The organism is Pseudomonas deceptionensis, assembly GCF_900106095.1.
In the GTDB taxonomy this organism is placed as follows: Bacteria; Pseudomonadota; Gammaproteobacteria; order Pseudomonadales; family Pseudomonadaceae; genus Aquipseudomonas; species Aquipseudomonas deceptionensis.
The window spans coordinates 2,607,328-2,626,346 of the sequence record NZ_FNUD01000002.1 but is presented as its reverse complement, the minus strand read 5'-3'; the positions used below and the strand labels follow the sequence as shown (position 1 = coordinate 2,626,346).

Sequence of the window (19,019 nt, the reverse complement as noted above, 5' to 3'; positions counted from 1 at the left end):
AAAACCACTTAATTAACGGTCTGCGATGTATAGGTATCAGGCCGGGAACGGTCAAAAATCTCATTGGCCCAGAGCATTACCAACATCTCATCATCCCCTACATTGACGATGTCATGAGTCCAGCCTGGCACTGTTTCTACAATTTCCGGAACAGCACCATCCGTAAACAATTCATAATATTCATTGGTCACAATGTGTCGAAACCTGAAACAGGCATTGCCTTTGACAACAAGGAATTTTTCTGTTTTTGTATGGTGATAATGTCCCCCACGGATAACACCTGGGTGAGCCGTAAAATATGAAAACTGCCCGGAATCTTTGGTTTTTAGGACCTCAACAAAAACACCTCGAGGGTCTTCATACTTTTTGACAGAGTAAGAAAATTTATCTGATGGAATAAAACTCAAATACGTAGAATAAAGAGCTCGGCAAAGCCCAGCCCCCACTCTCTCGGTCACCAATGTCACACGCGAGTCTTTATAGGCCTGAATCTGCTCCGCAAGTGCACCCACAGTCGTTTGGTAGTGGGCATCAATACTTAACTGATGAAGCCCCGTCATATTGGACCTCATAGCACTCACAAACTCTTCAACAACATCATCTATATAGACCAGATCAATCTTTGCACTGGGATCATTGACTGTAATGGGTAAATCACGGGCAATGTTATGGCAAAAAGTAGCAACCGCAGAATTATAATTGGGGCGCGACCACTTCCCAAATACATTAGGCAACCGGTAAATCAGTACCGTTGCACCACTTGACTGCGAATGTTCCTTCAACAGCCTCTCTGCTTTGTTTTTACTTATACCATAGGCGTTATCTAAACACGCTTGGGTAGATGACGTGTAAAGTATCGGAATGTTACGCCCTGCAGCCGATGCCAACTCGCACAAGGACGCAGTCAAACCTACATTGCCTACTGTAAACTCATTCTGATCCTGTGGACGGTTAACACCGGCCAAATGAAAAATGAAATCTAATTGGGACATATGAGCGTTCAAGGATGATAAAAGATCGCCTTTACAAAACTTGATGATCTCAATATCGGGTATTTCATTCAAGTGAGCAACAAGGTTTCGCCCCACAAAACCATCGGCACCCGTTATAAGAACTTTCATTTTCATTCCTCAGGCGTCACATGTTCACCTTTCTGAATGGCGCGCATAAAGCCAAGTTTTAACAGTAACCCTTTCATGCCCTCAACATCCAGACGCACTGTGTTGTGAGAGTTATAATCTTCCATATGAGATATTTTCTCCTCCCCTACCTCAACAAATTTGCTGTAATTCAGATCACGAAGATCTGGAGGTATGCGGTAGTAATCGCCCATATCTTCTGCACACGCCATTTCTTCACGGCTTAAAAGTGCCTCGTAAAGTTTTTCGCCATGGCGCGTGCCAATGACCTGAATAGGATGATCGGGAACACCCAATAGAGCATTTAGCGCAAGGGCGAGTGTCTCAACTGTTGCAGCAGGGGCTTTTTGAACGAACAGATCGCCGTTATTGCCGTGTTCGAACGCATAAAGAACGAGATCAACAGCATCCGAAAGCGTCATCATGAAACGCGTCATGTTAGGGTCTGTAATGGACAATGGTTTACCAGCCCGGATCTGATCAATGAACAGGGGGATGACTGACCCACGTGATGCCATGACATTACCGTAGCGTGTTCCGCATATAACCGTTTTGGAATCATCGACAGTCCGCGCTTTGGCAACCATGACCTTTTCCATCATAGCTTTGGAGATACCCATTGCGTTGATAGGATAAACGGCTTTATCGGTGCTGAGGCAGACCACACGCTTTACTTCGTTTTGAATAGCGGCTTCCAGGACATTATCAGTACCTATAACGTTGGTCTTAACTGCCTCCATTGGATGAAATTCACATGAGGGCACTTGCTTTAGTGCAGCCGCATGAAAAATGTAATCAACACCGCGGGTAGCATTGAGCACACTTTGATAATCACGTACATCACCAATGTAAAATTTTAACTTGGCGTTATTATAACGCTTGCGCATGTCATCTTGTTTTTTTTCATCCCGACTGAAGATTCGAATTTCAGCAATGCCACTGTCTAAAAAGCGTTGGAGAACAGCATTACCAAAAGAACCTGTTCCGCCACTGATTAATAGTTTTTTTCCGGAAAAATTATCCACAACCTACCTTCCTAAAGGGATGCACTATGAAGTCATAGCCTGCCTGTACGACAGTTATTGCGTGTAATTGACGGCCTTATCACGAAGGCGTCATCTATAAAATTTAAAGCCTGTGCAAATAAAGAGACATGTCACATAACAATATGCAATCGCAATCGCAATCGCAATCGCAATCGCAATCACGATGCTCTCGCGAAGCCGTCACCAAGAAACATGACATTACTCAAAAACAAAATACCTTTATAAGAAAAGTACAAGCTTGTTATCGCGACACCCACATTAAGACCTCGATTAACCTGAAGTGCATAGAACATAAAAATAAAGTAGCTGAAAATTACTATCCGCTCCTCACCAATCAAATATGCACATAGCGCCAACGGCAAAGAAGCTAACAGGGCCTCAAATTTTCTTTCCTGAGCATAAAATACGGACAACAGTGTGAAGAGCAATGGCTTTAGCACCGCTTCCGGGCCACCCCAAACACCGTAATAAGCGCCCAACTTCGACGCAATATGGTCTCTCAATACAAACAAGATAGCTAACATCAGCATCGTCAAAAATGCCAATGATAGAAAACCGTAACCGACACGCCCTTGAAAAAGCGCGCCCAATACAGCATTTAGCCTTCTAACTTGAGTCGACGCAATTAAAATTAGAACTTGAACATGGGAAATTACTGAAGCTGCTAAAAACAAATATCTCAATAGGCTTGAAGCACAGAAACCAATCAAAAAAAACAATAACGACAACTTAAGGCGTTCCGCTGAAAATGCGAGAACAAGCAGGTAAAAATTCAAGTACAACATTGGGAACAAGACACGGCTCACATCATTCCTTAGCAGCCATAAAAAAAGCTGCTGGAACAAAACGAAGTTCAACACAGAAAACAAAATATCTTTAGGGACAAACGGCGACAACAGAAATGATAATAAGAAATAACCCGGCTCACTTGTACCCAAGGAGTCTTTATAGAACGCAAACCCTTCGGCGAAGGAGAGTTCAGAAACGCCATTATAAAACGACCTGTAAAACTCCTGATCGCCAGCCGTAAAATAGGGAAATATGAAAAGACTGATAAATAATATAGGCAAAGCCCAGGCGAAAGCTAATACTCCGTGCGGGGAATCATTCATAATGACCGTATACTGCTTCTGATTATTAAAAATTCGCTACAATTATAAAACTGCCCATTCATTTTAAAGTCCCTTGCTCCCTGCGAGTTGCGAACGTTTTGTCACCAAAAAAACTATGTTTCACTGCACAGGCCAAAAACGAGCTTACTGCAATACTATTAACATATCTTTCAGCTTCGAAGCGTGTGAGATCCATATCCAGGACTTCCAATTTCAACAAACCATCGACAGTCCGTTCAATACTAAAAGACTTTGACTTTGCTTTACATGCAACTGCCGCCTCCTCCCATTGATCCGCATTACTTATTATTCGAACTAAAACCTCCTTCATAGTGTAAATTATTTGGCCTGCATCAAACTCATTGTATGAAAACCCTTTTATATCGCTCAAAACACCATAGGTAATTGGTTTATTAGTCGACTCTATACCAATTATTGCAGGCACGCCCAAGGCTGCCGCCTCAAGGATAGCTGTACCACTTCCAACAAATGCCAGTGCTCCCTCGAGAACCTTCGGAATATCCTCGTATGCGATGCTCCCCATAAAATGAACAGAAGACTCCATTTTCAAGGATGATACAAGTCTTAACAACTCCGGCTCATACTCACCAGCACCATATATTTCATACACCAACTCAGGTCGAATCTTTTTCAGATCTGGTAACAGCGTAATAACATGGCGATTATAAGACTTAAATGCATATAAATTACCAATCGAAACAATTCGATTGGATCCAGCACTCCCCAAGAGTTCAACTTCGGTTTGGGGTGTGTCTATACCAATAGGCACAATCGTTGATTTAGAATAATCATTATTGAAAAAAATCTCGTATGAGGCGCGGTTTTTCTCGTTGAAAAAAACAATACTTTCGGCAGGTAACGATGCGAACAGTGCTTTGGCCTTCCTGGCAAAGTAATATGAAACGCCATCATACATAACTTCATTCTGATGATAGATACCAAAGGAAATTCGAACCTTTACACTTACTGCACAAAGACAACGCTTAATAAAAATCAAACCAAAAACACCCATAAGGTGCACATGATTGTTATAGGTATTTATAAGATTACAGACCTTAGAAAAATCAACTGGTGCGAACACTCCAAGCGGCGAACGCATCAATGGTGCATACGTTTTGCCAACAATGTCTTTAAGATAGTAAACATCTGCATACTGGAGAATACTTTTTTCAAGCTCTTCATCCACCTTATCAACTAAAACCAAAACACCAATTTTCTTGTTTCTTTTTTCAAACTCTCTTGCCACTCTCAAAATAAAAGTTGTGCCGCCATTTAGTTCTAAAACATTAGCAACTAGAAGCATTTTCCTTCCTATGTAAGGGCGCAGCCTTCAAATAAAACCCAAAGAAAATTGCAGACACTATAAAATAAATGATATATGTAACCGCATAAGAAACCATCACAGCTCTTATGTCCCCATAGAGGTGCAACATCAGCATTGCAGATAACAAAAACAGTCCATTCTGCAAAAGTTCTGCTGCTATGTATATTTTTGTTGCCGCTTTGGCAACAGCAACAAACCCAATGACATAGGAGGACACTCTAAAAAGATCACCTAGCAATTGATAAACAATAACATCGCCCAGCGCATCGAAACTCGATGCGAGTATAAGCGGAATTAAAAAATCACGACCCACATAAAAAACACTTGCACCAATACTGAACAGCAGCATCATAGAGATTAGGAACTTTATTGTTATGCGGCCAATCTCTCCCTTATTATCAAGTCGTGAAATAGCAGGCATGAAGTAGTACGCAAGAAACACGGTAAAAAAACCAAGATAAGCACTCGACAGTTTGACCGCTCCTTGCCATATCCCTGCAGCCGCATACCCTGACGACTCTATCAAAACGTGCCGTATCATCATTTCAACCACGGGAAATGTCAAAGCACTTGTCAGCATCATCACCGTAAAGGCGGATATGCGTTTAAACTCAAACATCTCGAGCTTACGTAATTTTACTTTACCAAAAAATGTAGAGTTTACGTAAAAATAAAAGGCAGGTATACACGTTATTGCATACACTACGAGAACTGACAGCGCCGCACCGGCCAAACCAAACTGTACAATAAGAACCCATATTAAGGGGAGAGCCAAAGCACTTCCGATAATTTGTATTTTGGAATAGACCGCTGTTTGCATCAGTCCGTTACTGACGCCAACTACCAAATTCACAAAGGCAAATAAAAGCTGTGCGAAAGCAAGTGCAATAATGATCCAATACATACCAGAATTTTTAAAGACAGCGACAGCTATGACTTTAGAAAAAATCACGCCGACACAAAGTAAAGCGCAGCTAAAGACAACTGAATATGTTGTTGCGGTGGAAAGAAAACGCAAAAGCTGCTTCGGCCTGGATGCGTACTCAGCTACATATTTTATAACAGCGTTTGTAATTCCCCCTCCAGCGACCATATATACCATAGTCGCCATGCTCATGAATTGCCCGATCTGCCCCATACCTTCTGCACCAAGATAGAAAGCAATTATTTTGATAAGCACCAAACCCATGACAATTCTGGATAAGTGAGCACAGCTAGTTAGGATCGCACCATTTAGTACCTTCATGGTCGTTTAAATTTCTGCCAGTACAGTTGCCACAGCACGAATTACTTGATTACGTTCTTCTGACAACATACCGCCCCACAGTGGAAGCCTGACCAATCGTTCACTTTCCTTGGTAGTGAAATTATCACTTCCCGACAGAGTTCCGTACAACTGACCGCAAGGAGACGAGTGCAACGGTACATAGTGAAAAACCGTCATTACATTTTGATTTTTCATGCCTTCGATGAATTTCGTGCGCACATCCAAATCCTTACACTTAATATAGAACATATGTGCATTATGTACGCAGTTTTCCGGGATATAGGGCAACTCAACCTTATCTCTATAACTCGCAAAGGCATGGTAATAACTTCTCCATGTATTCAATCTGTCTTCATTGACTTTATCCGCACATAATAACTGCCCATACAGATAGGCTGCTTGCAATTCAGATGGCAAATAACTGCTTCCAATATCTACCCACGTGTACTTATCGACCATCCCCCTCCAAAACTGACCTCTGTTAGTTCCCTTTTCACGTATTATTTCAGCCCTACCAACAAAAGACTCATCATTAATGATAAGTAACCCGCCTTCACCACCACTTGTATAGTTTTTTGTCTCGTGAAAACTATAGGTACCCAAGTGACCTATTGTGCCAAGCGGCTTACCTTTATAGGTAGACATCATGCCTTGAGCTGCATCCTCTATCACATATAGCCCATGACGTGTTGCAATATCCATAATGACGTCCATCTCGCAGGCGACACCCGCATAATGCACCGGAACAATAGCTTTAGTTTTCTCCGTAATGGCCACCTCAATCAACGTCTCATCAATATTCATGGTGTCCGGCCTGACGTCTACAAATATGACTTTTGCACCTCGCATGATAAATGCATTGGCCGTGCTTACAAATGTATAGCTCGGCATTATGACTTCATCGCCAGGCTGAATATTGATCAGAATCGCAGCCATCTCCAGCGCATGAGTACATGAGGGTGTCAATAGGGCTTTAGCACACCCCAAATACTCCTCAAACCATGAGTGGCACAGTTTACCGAACTTTCCATCCCCAGACATTTTTGTGCTGCGCATGGCCGCAGTGACGTATTGATCTTCATTACCGGTATAAAGCGGCCTATTAAACGGAATCATTTTTTCGCTCATTTAAAAATTTAACTTCCAATAACAAAAGATCTTTTTTCCGCTCTTTTATCCGTTTGGCTGGCACGCCGGCATATATACCCCACGCGTCAGTACTCTTGGTAACTAAAGCCATGGCACCCACGGAGCATCCCTCGGAAATGGTTACGCCGGGAAATATAGTAGACCCAGCACCAACGATTACATGACGCTGCAATAGAACAGCCGAAAAAAATTCATTTTTGTACTTTTTGGGAATTAAAGAATTCGCTAGCGTCGCTCCAGTGTAGTCATCTGACTGAGAAAATATTTTTACGCCATAGGCTAGAGTGCAAAAATCTTCCAGGATAATACCTGCGACACCGCCAGCAACCAGGCACATGGGGGTGATGTGGTTGTACTTGCCAATCTTGACTTTCCCGGAGACCACACAAAAATCATCGATTCGGGAGTAATCATCAATCTCGATTTCAGAAGCATCATAGATACTTGCCTTGTCGCTTATCTTTACTCCCCTCCCCAAACTTTTGAATCCATATGACTGGAGCTGCTGTTCCGTCAGATACGACATTCACCCACCTTATACGCCAAGATTACCTTATGATCCGATGCTTGTGATTTTGCACACGTATTAGTTCATGCGCTCTTTTCACCCAGCCAATATTAAACATCAATCACCTTATACAGAGAGTAATTAAACTCCCTTTATCAACCAGCATCTATATAAGCACTTCATCATGAGTAAGCGCCTCTGAATCCTTTTGACTTACAATGTACCCACCCAGCTCTGGCCACTGAATCGACAAAGCGGGATCACTCCACAAAATGGTGCGTTCGGATTCCTTGTGATAATAATCTGTTGTCTTATATAAAAAATGAGTGTCGTCTTCTAGGGTAAGGAACCCATGAGCAAAACCCTCCGGGATCCACAACATCAGGTTATTGGTACAATTCAGCTCAATTCCGAACCACTGCAAGTAAGTCTGCGAGTCTTTCCTGATGTCGACGACCACATCGTACGCAGCACCTTTCACGACTCGTACCAATTTACCTTGTGCATACGGAGAGGCTTGAAAGTGCAGCCCCCTCAGCACACCTTTGGAAGAACAAGAGTGATTGTCCTGTACAAAAGACTTCGGGATTGCCACATTCAAAGTCTTTAAGCTCTCAAGAAACTTTTTCTCATTAAAGGTTTCCATGAACCAACCGCGAGAGTCTGTAAAAATAACAGGCTCTATGAGCAATACATCTGGAATTTCGGTTCTCGTAATTTTCATTCGGGGCTGCTTTCTAAGAAAATTCGCAACAGATATTGTCCATATCCTGTCTTCTCAAGTTTTCTTCCCTGTAACTCTAGCGCTCCGGATGTAATCCATCCTTTATTGAAAGCTATCTCTTCCAAACAGGCCACCTTCAACCCCTGACGCTGCTCAATGGTATGTACGAAGTGACTGGCCTCCAGCAATGACTCATGAGTCCCTGTGTCAAGCCATGCAAACCCGCGCCCCAACATTTCAACTGTGATATTTTTATTTTTAAGATAAGCACGATTGACATCGGTAATTTCCAGCTCGCCCCGGGCGGAAGGCTTTATATTTTTTGCGATTTCAACTACTTGGTTATCGTAAAAATACAGCCCCGTCACTGCATAGTTGGACTTTGGCTTTTCCGGCTTTTCTTCAATACTCAATGCACGACCAGTACTATCGAACTCAACAACACCAAAACGCTCTGGATCCGATACGTGGTAACCAAATACCGTTGCGCCTGTCTCACGGGACATGGCTGCACGCAGGTTGTCCGAAAAATGCTGCCCATAAAATATATTATCGCCGAGAATCAGGCACACAGGATCTTTACCAATAAACTCTTCACCGATAATGAAGGCCTGTGCCAAACCATCGGGGCTAGGCTGTTCGGCGTAGCTCAGTTGAATACCGTATTGGCTGCCGTCGCCCAGCAGTTTTTTGAAACACGGCAAATCTTCAGGCGTGGAGATGATCAATATTTCTTGCATCCCGGCCAGCATCAGCACGGACAGCGGGTAAAAAATCATCGGTTTGTCGTAGATCGGTAGCATCTGCTTGGACACACCCAATGTGAGCGGATGCAAGCGTGTGCCCGAACCGCCAGCGAGGATTATGCCTTTACGTTTGAGGATGGTCATGTTGCAAGCACTTCCTTAGCTGTTCGGTGCACCACCCGCAGCACTGGCGGGTAGTGACTGAAATCTTTTTTGATAAAACACGCTACCGCCCCAGGATTCATCGTCAATTCCTGAGAACGCGTTTTTTTGATTGACTCGGCCGCCCCAGAGTTCTAATTAGCGATTGGTAATGCTCGCCAAAGGTAGACTGATCTGTTGCTGACGGTTCATTAAATTGATGAGCAAAATGACTCTTTCTTCGCCGTCCATGGTCATAAAAATGGACTCAATACCTGCGAAACCTTGATCCAGGATTGTGACTTTATCGCCAGGGCTTAACGTCGTGATGATGTGTATATCTGCACGGTCCTGCAACTGGGCAACCAGTTCGTGTCTAACTGCTAAGGGACGGCCACCAAAGGCCACAATCCGCGCGACACCACGTGTTGAACGCAAGGGAGCCCAATTGGCACCCTGCGGCATGTGGATGAACAGATAGCCCGGGAAAAGCGATTCCTGAACATGTTGCATCTGGCCGCGCAACAGCCGTTCACGCCGGCAAGCTGGCCGTGAGCATTCATAGCCCTGGCGCAGGAGGTTTTCCTCAGCGCGCTCATCTTGTCTGGGTTTGCATTGCACCAGATACCAGTCACCAGATCTGGATTCATCGGGTTCTTGAGTAACGGCGCTACTTGTTATGTGCATGGGCAATTCATTGATAGGTTCTTCCGTGTTCTACCATTGGGCAGCGGATGTGCCAATGGCAAGCCGTTGGGTTTGTAGCGGGGTAGTAGTCCGTAGGGACTAGTACATCGACAGATTTATTACGTGATTGATACAACCCCAAGAGCTCTTTTTAATGTTTGTTTTGCCACTATTTCGCCATGCACCTGAGGTATTTGTTCCGGCCGACTCAATACTAGAGACAAATTTGTGCAAATCCTGCTGGCCTGCATGGGCTGAGTAACCACTCAAAGTGTAAATGCCTGTACGGATAATACAGAGCTCACTCTCCAATTCAACAAAACCGCTTTGGGAGAAGTTTTGTTGAGTGACTCAACCGATTCTGCATTGCCTCTGGCTACTGGTAAAAATCATATTATGCCCACCGAGCCCCAACCTGACCTTAAGGTCGTTGACTATACGACCACTGGCGCATATGCCTCTGGAGGCATTAACCATTACAGGCCGGCCCGTGACGGCAAGATAGTGACATGTCCGCATGTATGCGCGTGTCCACCATTGGCGATCATCTGCTCTGATGGTTACGGGTATCCATCTGCAATTGGAACCACGTACCGATTACGGAACCGTGGTGCATGATGTGTAGATTAGGCATAACTATCTCTGGGTACAGCTCCATGACGAGGCCATTAGCCCATAAAATGGGCCGGGAATTACCCGCCCCACGGGCTGATCAAGGCCGCTGCTTCTGCACGGTTTTTCCACTGCCTATCGAACCTGCCAAAACACCCGCTGGTACCGGATAAGGTTTTTGCCCATGACGCATCGCCATAGTGTGCCTGATCAAAACAATGAAAATACCTAACAGACCGCCGAGCACCACTCCGAACGCCACAATCAAGGCCTTCCTGGGCTTGATTGGGCCTAAGGGCTCCAAGGCCTCACGATCGACAGATACCAGCTTCAAATTACTGATATCAAGATTCGCAACCCCGCCAAGGCGCACGATTTCAGCGCGCAGAGGCTCAACTCCACCCAAGAACAAATCCTCATTTTGACGTTGCTTGAGCACCTCGACTTCGCGGTTGCTTTGCAGCAACTGCAGTTCTCGGGCAATCTGCGCAATACGCTCTGCGGTGAAATCGTCAGTTTTACGGTGCTGCAAAGCTGCACGCTCTGCCTCAAGCGCTTCAACACCCATAAAGTAGAGGGGAATCTGTTGGTTGTTGATTTCGGTGCGCATGACACTGGTTTCACCCGAGCGAACTGGGTCTCCCAGGGCCGAAGGGGTTGTTGGCTTTTTAATACCCAACTGTCTGGCAATGCCAATCGCCTCATCCAGCTGGGACATACGGTCCATACGGCCGGTCTTGAGTTGTTGGCGTAATGCCTTTAGTTCGTCCTGCAGCTGTGCCCGCTTAAGGTTGTCAGCCTCCAGCAGGGTAGCAATTCGTCCCTCTTTATCGGTTTCATAGCTGGCACGCGCCGCATCGAGCTTCCCCTTCAGCTCGGTCAGACGGTTGTTCACGATGACCTTGAGATCTGCGGCAATTTGCTCGCGCTCGGCAGCGATAGCGTAATCCACTAAACCATTAAGAATTTTTACACCATCAACCCCTTGAGGGTAATTCAACTCCAGCCCAATGTAAGCACTCATCAGAGCTGCTTTCTTAGGATCAGGAAGAATCAGCTTCAGCGAACTTCGATTGAAGTCCTCGAAGCTTTGCTCCAAGGAGCGGTCCGGATTCTTGAACTGACTGAATAACGCCTGGTTATTTCTGAAGAAGCCCAGCCGCGTGTCATAAGACTCAAGGGATGAGCCAACTTTCAACAAAGCTTCACTGGGCGGCAGGGTGTAAACACCTGAGCGATTGAGCGCATCCAGTTCATTGATCGCAGCGGGGCGAAGGATGCTGCTAACCTGGTATTCAGGCGTGGCCAGATATGCGTAGCTCCAAGCAATCAGAGCACACAGCACGGTAGAGGTAATAACGATTTTTTTTTGGAGCCAAACGGCCTGAAACAAGGAAAATAAATCAGCCTCATTAGACAGCGGCCCAACGGAAATAGGGGAATTGCTACTCACAACCAATGCCTGCCTTCATTAAGAAACTGCGGGCTCGTTATGCAGAAATTTTTAAAAAACGCTTGAAATCGTGATTTTGATCATCAGGCTTAACTATCACTGTTTGCCTGAAGAAGCTTAAAAATTTCTGGCCTTCGAGAACAATCCGCATTCTGCCAGCATTCTAAAACATTACAACCCATCAGCCTTTAGGAAAATTCTCATTCTACAGAGTAATTCTGGCCGGGGTTTTTATGAAAAAAAGCCTCTCAAAACCTTCCCGGCTTCCTCGTGCAAGCAGACTGAGCCCCTAAAGCTGTCTGCATGAAAGCCCAAGGAAGAAGACTTATGATTGCGCCAGTAACCGGCTCTTTAGCCTGCCCGCTTTTCGCCTGTAAGCAATAAAGCCTATTAGCGGCCCAACCGCCATGCCAGCCAGCAAAGCGCCTATGAAAAACAACGATTCCGGCAGTTCGGGCGAGCGCCAGCCCAAAAACATCAATGCCGTGGGTTGCTGATTTTCGAGGATGAAAATTACAACCCCAAACATGACTATCAGGGACAGCACCACTAAAACTGCACGTTTGACGTTTCGCATAGGTAACTCCTGCTCCCTGAAGGATTAAATGTCGTCTTCCTCATCTTCATTCACTCGATCCCGTAGCTCTTTGCCCGGTTTGAAATGAGGAACAAATTTCCCGTCCAGGCTTACAGACTGACCGGTCTTGGGGTTGCGGCCGACGCGAGGGGCGCGGTAGTGCAGCGAGAAACTGCCAAACCCACGGATTTCGATTCGATCACCGGTCGCCAGGCATTGGGACATTTGTTCAAGCATGGTCTTGATGGCCAACTCTACATCCTTGGATGAAAGTAGCCCTTGATGGGTGACAATTCGTTCGATCAACTCCGACTTCGTCATATTTTTCCCTTCTTTTTCAAGCAGCTAGATCAGCACTTCCAAGGTTTTAGCATGATCGAAAGAATTTGAACAGCCCATGGATTGACTTATCTTTGCAAGCTCCAAACCCCGCTCCAATCTTCTTTCGACCCCATGAACAAGCATGGCACTCAGACAGCTACCACCCAACGCCTTATACAGACGGCTTGGCGGCAACGCCCGCCCTGACCCACAGCTTCGCCTGCCCGAGCATCAAAAAAGCCCATACAAGCGCCCGCCACCCTCACCCACTCAAATCGCAGACACAAAAAAGGGCGACCTAAGTCGCCCTTTTTCTATGGTCAATCAGAACTTAGTTCTGTTTTTCCATTTGTGCACGCAACAGGTCGCCCAAAGTGGTCGGACCAGCAGCGATCTCAGAGGTAGCTGGCTTATCGCGCAGGCTCTGGATTGCTTCCTTCTCGTCTTCAACGTCTTTCGACTTGATGGACAGTTGGATTACGCGGCTTTTGCGATCAACGCTGATGATCTTGGCTTCTACTTCTTCGCCTTCTTTCAGAACGTTACGTGCATCTTCGATGCGGTCACGGCTGATTTCGGACGCTTTCAGAGTAGCTTCGATATCGTTGGCCAGAGTGATGATGGCGCCTTTAGCGTCAACTTCTTTCACGATGCCCTTAACGATTGCGCCTTTGTCGTTCTCTTGTACGTACTCGGAGAACGGATCGCTTTCCAGCTGCTTGATACCCAGGGAGATGCGCTCACGCTCTGGATCAACAGACAGGATAACGGTGTCAAGCTCGTCGCCCTTCTTGAAACGACGTACGGCTTCTTCGCCAACTTCGTTCCAGGAGATGTCGGACAGGTGAACCAGGCCGTCGATGCCGCCGTCCAGACCAATGAAGATACCGAAATCGGTGATCGACTTGATGGTGCCGGAGATTTTATCGCCCTTGTTGAACTGGCCAGAGAAATCTTCCCATGGGTTAGATTTGCACTGCTTGATGCCCAGGGAGATACGACGACGCTCTTCGTCGATGTCCAGAACCATAACTTCCACTTCGTCGCCGACTTGTACGACTTTCGAAGGGTGGATGTTCTTGTTGGTCCAGTCCATTTCGGAAACGTGTACCAGACCTTCAACGCCTTCTTCCAGCTCTGCGAAGCAGCCGTAGTCAGTCAGGTTGGTTACACGAGCGGTAACGCGAGTGCTTTCTGGGTAACGGGCTTTGATAGCAACCCATGGATCTTCGCCCAGCTGCTTCAGGCCCAGGGAAACACGATTGCGTTCGCGATCGTATTTCAGAACCTTGACATCGATCTCGTCGCCAACGTTGACAATTTCGGAAGGATGCTTGATACGTTTCCAAGCCATGTCGGTGATGTGCAGCAGGCCATCGACGCCGCCCAGATCGACAAATGCGCCGTAATCCGTGAGGTTTTTAACGATACCTTTAACTTGCTGGCCTTCTTGCAGGGATTCCAGCAGAGCTTCACGCTCAGCCGAGTTCTCTGCTTCAAGAACGCTGCGACGCGAAACAACAACGTTGTTGCGCTTCTGGTCAAGTTTGATGACCTTGAATTCCAGCTCTTTGCCTTCCAGGTGCGTGGTGTCGCGCACTGGACGAACGTCAACCAGAGAACCTGGCAGGAACGCACGGATGCCGTTAACGTCGACAGTGAAGCCGCCTTTAACCTTACCGTTGATAACGCCCTTGACCACTTCTTCTGCTGCGAAGGCTGCTTCCAGAACGATCCAGCATTCAGCGCGCTTGGCTTTTTCACGGGACAGTTTGGTTTCGCCAAAGCCGTCTTCGACCGCGTCCAGCGCAACGTGAACTTCATCACCGATGTTGATGTTCAGTTCGCCAGCGTCGTTGTGGAACTGCTCCAGCGGGATGAGGCCTTCAGACTTCAAACCAGCGTGAACGGTAACCCAACCAGCTTGGTAATCGATATCAACGATGATAGCGGTGATGATCGAGCCAGCCTGAAGATTCAGGGTTTTTAGGCTTTCTTCAAAGAGTTCTGCAAAGCTTTCGCTCATTTTAATTCCTGTTGATCAAGGGCGAAGGAATACGCCCATCTGCCACATTCCAGACAATGTGGGTTACGTTTATATAAAAGAAGGCATGCAGGACTATTTCTGGTCTCCTGCGCGCTTTCTTGGTCATCAAGCGATATCGCGAAGCGCGATTTCACTCATGATGTGTTCCAGCACCTGCTCGATGGATAACTCCGTAGAGTCCAGCTGTATGGCATCAGCCGCCGGTTTGAGCGGGGCTATTGCACGCTGCGTATCACGCTCATCGCGGGCACGAATCTCATCTAGCAGACCTGTGAGACTAACATCATCGCCCTTAGCCTTCAACTGCAAGTAACGGCGACGAGCCCTCTCCTCAGCGCTAGCCGTCAGAAATACCTTCAACGGAGCATCAGGAAATACCACCGTACCCATGTCACGACCATCTGCGACCAGGCCCGGCAGCTCCTGAAATGCACGCTGACGCTGAAGCAATGCATCGCGAACGGCCGGCAAGGCCGCGACTTTCGAGGCTCCGGCTGCAACAGCTTCACTGCGAATGGCGTGAGTCACCTCATCACCTTCCAGAATGATACGTGCAGGCTTACCGTCGGTCGCTCCGATGAACTGCACATCAAGATGCGCAGCCAGCTTTTCAAGTAGCGCCTCGTTATCCAGCGCAACACCGTGGTTGCCCGCAGCAAAAGCGAGCAAGCGATACAGGGCACCGGAATCGAGCAAGTTCCACCCAAGACGCTTGGCCAGGATGCCCGCAACGGTACCTTTACCGGAACCGCTAGGGCCGTCGATGGTGATGACCGGCGCCAAAGCCATCACGAGTTGGCCTCTTGGGCAACACGCATACCCACTTGCTTGCACAGGGCAAGGAAGTTCGGAAACGAAGTCGCTACGTTGGCGCAGTCATGGATACGAATTGGAGCGGTTGCGCGCAATGAAGCCACGCTGAAAGCCATTGCGATGCGGTGATCGCCATGCCCATGCACTTCACCGCCACCGATTGTCCCGCCATCAATGATGATGCCGTCGGGTGTCGGTTCGCACTTCACTCCCAGTGTAAGCAAGCCATCTGCCATCACCTGAATCCGGTCAGACTCCTTGACCCGCAGCTCTTCTGCGCCACGCAGGATCGTACGACCCTCAGCCACAGCTGCGGCAACGAACAATACCGGGAATTCGTCAATCGCCAGCGGCACCAGCTCTTCAGGAATCTCGATACCTTTGAGTTTGGCAGCACGCACACGCAGATCAGCTACCGGCTCGCCGCCTACTTCGCGCTGGTTTTCGAGGGTGATATCCGCCCCCATCAGACGCAAAATATCGATAACGCCAGTACGTGTCGGGTTAATACCTACATGCTCAAGCAGCAGATCCGAGCCTTCAGCGATTGAAGCAGCTACCAGGAAGAATGCCGACGAGGAAATATCGCCCGGCACTTCAATATGAGTTGCCGTCAGCTTGTGACCCGATTCAACCGAAGCTGTAGGACCATTAACCGCAACCGGGTAGCCGAAGCCTTGCAGCATGCGCTCGGTGTGATCGCGAGTCGGTGCAGGCTCGGTGACCGAAGTTTTGCCCTCTGCATACAAGCCTGCAAGCAACAGACAGGACTTAACCTGGGCACTTGCCATCGGCAAGGTATAGCTCATGCCTTTCAATGCATGACCGCCGCGAATGGTCATCGGCGGACGACCTTCGGCAGCGGTTTCAATCACTGCACCCATTTCGCGCAATGGATTGGCCACCCGATTCATCGGGCGCTTGGTAAGGGAAGCGTCGCCAGTCAGCGTGGTATCGAAGCTCTGCGCGGCCAGCAGGCCTGACAACAGACGCATCGAAGTACCCGAGTTGCCCAGATAGATCGGGCCAGGCGGGGCTTTCAAGCCATGCAAACCAACACCATGGATGGTCACGCGACCATGGTGCGGCCCTTCAATCACCACCCCCATATCACGGAATGCCTGCAACGTTGCCAGGGCATCTTCGCCTTCAAGGAAGCCTTCCACCTCGGTCGTGCCTTCAGCCAAAGAGCCGAGCATGATCGAGCGGTGAGAAATGGATTTGTCGCCTGGTACGCGGATCCGGCCAGTTACTTGACCACCAGGATTTGCCAAAAAGATCAGATCGTTGGAATTCATAGCGTCCACATAGGCCCGGCGGGCCAGGATTTTACTGAAATGCTCGCGGGCAACCCGGGCGCGGGTAAAGACGCCCAGCAATTGATGCCCATCCCCTGCATCGACCGCGTCGCGCAAGGCGTCGAGATCACTGCGAAATGTATCCAATGTGCGCAGCACTGCCTCGCGATTCGCAAGGAAAATGTCATGCCACATTACCGGGTCGCTGCCAGCGATTCTTGTGAAATCACGGAAGCCACCCGCAGCGTAACGGAAGATATCCAGATTCTCGTTGCGCTTGGCAAGAGAGTCCACCAGCCCGAAAGCCAGCAGATGAGGCAAATGACTGGTTGCAGCCAACACCTCATCATGGCGCTCAACCTGCATGTGCTCGACGTCGGCCCCAAGGGCACGCCACATCACATCGACCAGGGCCAGCGCATCAGGATCGGTTTGCACTACAGGCGTCAAAATAACCTTGTGGCGCTCGAACAGGCTGGCATTGGAGGCCTCAACACCACTTTGCTCGGACCCCGCAATCGGATGGCCCGGCACAAAGCGTGCTGGCATACCGCCAAAGGCTTGGGTCGCCGCGCGCACGACATTGCCTTTGGCACTGCCCACATCCGTAAGGACTGCCCGACCAAGATCCATACCCGCCAAAAGGCCGAGCATTTTCTCCATGGCCAGAATCGGCACCGCCAACTGGATCACATCAGCGCCTGCACAGGCAGCTGCCAGATCTGCCTCGCAGCGATCGACCACCCCCAACTCCACCGCAAGCACGCAGGACTGAGGGTCAAGATCAACACCGACCACCTCCGCGCACAGACCGCTCTCGCGCATACCTTTGGCGAAGGAGCCTCCAATCAGACCCAATCCAACAACGACCAAACGACCGATAACAGGTTTTACAGACTGCACTGACTTTACATCAACCACGAGCTAGAACCTTGGCCAGCGCCTCAAGCAGGCGGGTATTTTCCACCGGCAAACCAATTGTGATACGCAGATGGTTCGGCATCCCGTAGTTGGCCACCGGACGAACAATGACGCCCTCACGCAACAGCCCCTGATAGATGGGAGCCGCTACCTGACCGAGATCCAGCGCAATAAAGTTACCCTTTGACGGGATCCAGCCCAGGCCCAACGCGCGAAAGCCATCCTGCAATTGCTGCATCCCGGCTTCGTTCAGATGCCGGCTTTGAGCCAAGTAGTCCGTGTCTTTCAGTGCCGCGCACGCCGCAGCCAACGCCAGGCTGTTGACGTTGAATGGCTGACGGACACGATTCAATACATCAGCAACCACTGCCGTCGACAAACCGTAGCCAACACGCAAGGCCGCCAGGCCGTAGGCCTTGGAGAACGTGCGTGAAACCAGCAGGTTGGGATATGCGGCCAGGAACTCCAGCCCGTCGGGCAGCTCACCGCCCTCTGCGTACTCGATATAGGCTTCGTCCAGCACCACCAGCACGTGCTCGGGCACATCCTGCAAGAATTCGTTCAGCGCATCGACGCCGAACCAGGTACCCGTCGGGTTGTTCGGGTTGGCGATGAAAACCACACGGGTATGGCTGTCGATGGCCTCAAGCATGGCAGGCAAATCATGCCCCCAGTCCTTTGCCGGCACCACCCGCGCCTGCGCGCCAACCGCTTGAGTGACGATCGGATAGACCGCAAACGCATGCTCACTGAACACGGCATTCAAGCCCGGCGCGAGATAGGCACGCGCCACCAGCTCCAGAATATCGTTCGAGCCGTTGCCCAGCGTGACCTGATCAAGCTGTACACCGCACTGTTCAGCCAACAGGCTTTTAAGCGCGAAACCATTACCGTCCGGGTAACGCGTCAGCTCAGCCAACTCGGCACGAATGGCTTCCAGCGCCTTGGGGCTCGCACCCAAAGGATTTTCGTTGCTGGCCAGCTTCACGATTGTCGTCGGATCGAGATCCAGCTCGCGCGCCAGCTCGTCCACAGGCTTGCCCGGGACGTAAGGCGAAAGTTGTTGCACGCCCGGCTGTGCCAGGGCGAGAAAATCACCGCTCATGTTTGACC

Annotated in this window: 18 protein-coding genes; all 18 read right to left on the bottom strand. The window is 48.6% G+C overall.

From position 1 onward, the window contains the following. Positions 1 to 8 precede the first annotated feature (8 nt). The gene (wbjC, locus tag BLW11_RS12025; protein WP_048358519.1) at positions 9 to 1,121 is read right to left on the bottom strand and encodes a UDP-2-acetamido-2,6-beta-L-arabino-hexul-4-ose reductase; all 1,113 of its coding nucleotides are present in this window, start codon (positions 1,119 to 1,121) and stop codon (positions 9 to 11) included. Positions 1,122 to 1,123: 2 nt separating this feature from the next. After that, positions 1,124 to 2,164 (bottom strand): polysaccharide biosynthesis protein, encoded by a 1,041-nt coding sequence (locus BLW11_RS12020; RefSeq protein ID WP_048358520.1) that lies wholly within the window; start codon positions 2,162 to 2,164, stop codon positions 1,124 to 1,126. Positions 2,165 to 2,343: 179 nt separating this feature from the next. After that, positions 2,344 to 3,297: a hypothetical protein gene (locus tag BLW11_RS12015; RefSeq protein WP_048358521.1), complete on the bottom strand. Its 954-nt coding sequence runs from the start codon at positions 3,295 to 3,297 to the stop codon at positions 2,344 to 2,346. 58 nt (positions 3,298 to 3,355) lie between these two features. Then, positions 3,356 to 4,621, bottom strand: a complete 1,266-nt coding sequence (locus BLW11_RS12010) for a glycosyltransferase family 4 protein (protein ID WP_048358522.1) — start codon at positions 4,619 to 4,621, stop codon at positions 3,356 to 3,358. Further along, positions 4,605 to 5,888 carry an O-antigen translocase gene (locus BLW11_RS12005; RefSeq protein ID WP_053069522.1) on the bottom strand — a complete coding sequence of 428 codons (1,284 nt, stop codon included), beginning with the start codon at positions 5,886 to 5,888 and terminating at the stop codon, positions 4,605 to 4,607. The genes BLW11_RS12010 and BLW11_RS12005 overlap by 17 nt, the downstream gene beginning before the upstream one ends. A gap of 6 nt (positions 5,889 to 5,894) precedes the next feature. Next, positions 5,895 to 7,025 carry a dTDP-4-amino-4,6-dideoxygalactose transaminase gene (rffA, locus tag BLW11_RS12000; protein WP_048358523.1) on the bottom strand — a complete coding sequence of 377 codons (1,131 nt, stop codon included), beginning with the start codon at positions 7,023 to 7,025 and terminating at the stop codon, positions 5,895 to 5,897. Further along, positions 7,012 to 7,584 carry an acyltransferase gene (locus BLW11_RS11995; RefSeq protein ID WP_048358524.1) on the bottom strand — a complete coding sequence of 191 codons (573 nt, stop codon included), beginning with the start codon at positions 7,582 to 7,584 and terminating at the stop codon, positions 7,012 to 7,014. Before BLW11_RS11995 ends, rffA begins: the two co-directional genes overlap by 14 nt. 148 nt (positions 7,585 to 7,732) lie before the next feature. Further along, positions 7,733 to 8,290 carry a dTDP-4-dehydrorhamnose 3,5-epimerase gene (rfbC, locus tag BLW11_RS11990; protein WP_048358525.1) on the bottom strand — a complete coding sequence of 186 codons (558 nt, stop codon included), beginning with the start codon at positions 8,288 to 8,290 and terminating at the stop codon, positions 7,733 to 7,735. Continuing rightward, a complete protein-coding gene (gene rfbA / locus BLW11_RS11985; RefSeq protein ID WP_048358526.1) occupies positions 8,287 to 9,180 on the bottom strand; it encodes a glucose-1-phosphate thymidylyltransferase RfbA in 894 nt (297 codons plus the stop codon). Before rfbA ends, rfbC begins: the two co-directional genes overlap by 4 nt. Before the next feature lie 156 nt (positions 9,181 to 9,336). Continuing rightward, the gene (gene rfaH / locus BLW11_RS11980; protein ID WP_193790160.1) at positions 9,337 to 9,864 is read right to left on the bottom strand and encodes a transcription/translation regulatory transformer protein RfaH; all 528 of its coding nucleotides are present in this window, start codon (positions 9,862 to 9,864) and stop codon (positions 9,337 to 9,339) included. Positions 9,865 to 9,963: 99 nt separating this feature from the next. Beyond that, positions 9,964 to 10,176, bottom strand: coding sequence for an MBL fold metallo-hydrolase RNA specificity domain-containing protein (locus BLW11_RS24285; RefSeq protein ID WP_420912192.1), 213 nt, complete (start codon positions 10,174 to 10,176; stop codon positions 9,964 to 9,966). 400 nt (positions 10,177 to 10,576) lie between these two features. Beyond that, a complete protein-coding gene (locus BLW11_RS11975) occupies positions 10,577 to 11,929 on the bottom strand; it encodes a Wzz/FepE/Etk N-terminal domain-containing protein (protein WP_082136246.1) in 1,353 nt (450 codons plus the stop codon). Positions 11,930 to 12,254: 325 nt separating this feature from the next. Beyond that, the gene (locus tag BLW11_RS11970) at positions 12,255 to 12,506 is read right to left on the bottom strand and encodes a LapA family protein (protein ID WP_048358528.1); all 252 of its coding nucleotides are present in this window, start codon (positions 12,504 to 12,506) and stop codon (positions 12,255 to 12,257) included. 24 nt (positions 12,507 to 12,530) lie between these two features. Then, a complete protein-coding gene (gene ihfB / locus BLW11_RS11965; protein ID WP_003447108.1) occupies positions 12,531 to 12,827 on the bottom strand; it encodes an integration host factor subunit beta in 297 nt (98 codons plus the stop codon). Positions 12,828 to 13,158: 331 nt separating this feature from the next. Continuing rightward, positions 13,159 to 14,853, bottom strand: a complete 1,695-nt coding sequence (gene rpsA, locus BLW11_RS11960) for a 30S ribosomal protein S1 (RefSeq protein ID WP_019826775.1) — start codon at positions 14,851 to 14,853, stop codon at positions 13,159 to 13,161. Between the two features lie 126 nt (positions 14,854 to 14,979). After that, positions 14,980 to 15,663, bottom strand: a complete 684-nt coding sequence (gene cmk, locus BLW11_RS11955) for a (d)CMP kinase (RefSeq protein WP_162200687.1) — start codon at positions 15,661 to 15,663, stop codon at positions 14,980 to 14,982. Next, positions 15,663 to 17,906: a bifunctional prephenate dehydrogenase/3-phosphoshikimate 1-carboxyvinyltransferase gene (locus tag BLW11_RS11950; protein ID WP_048358530.1), complete on the bottom strand. Its 2,244-nt coding sequence runs from the start codon at positions 17,904 to 17,906 to the stop codon at positions 15,663 to 15,665. Before BLW11_RS11950 ends, cmk begins: the two co-directional genes overlap by 1 nt. After that, on the bottom strand, positions 17,899 to 19,011 hold the full coding sequence (gene hisC, locus BLW11_RS11945) for a histidinol-phosphate transaminase (protein WP_048358531.1): 1,113 nt from the start codon (positions 19,009 to 19,011) through the stop codon (positions 17,899 to 17,901). Before hisC ends, BLW11_RS11950 begins: the two co-directional genes overlap by 8 nt. Positions 19,012 to 19,019: the final 8 nt, after the last annotated feature.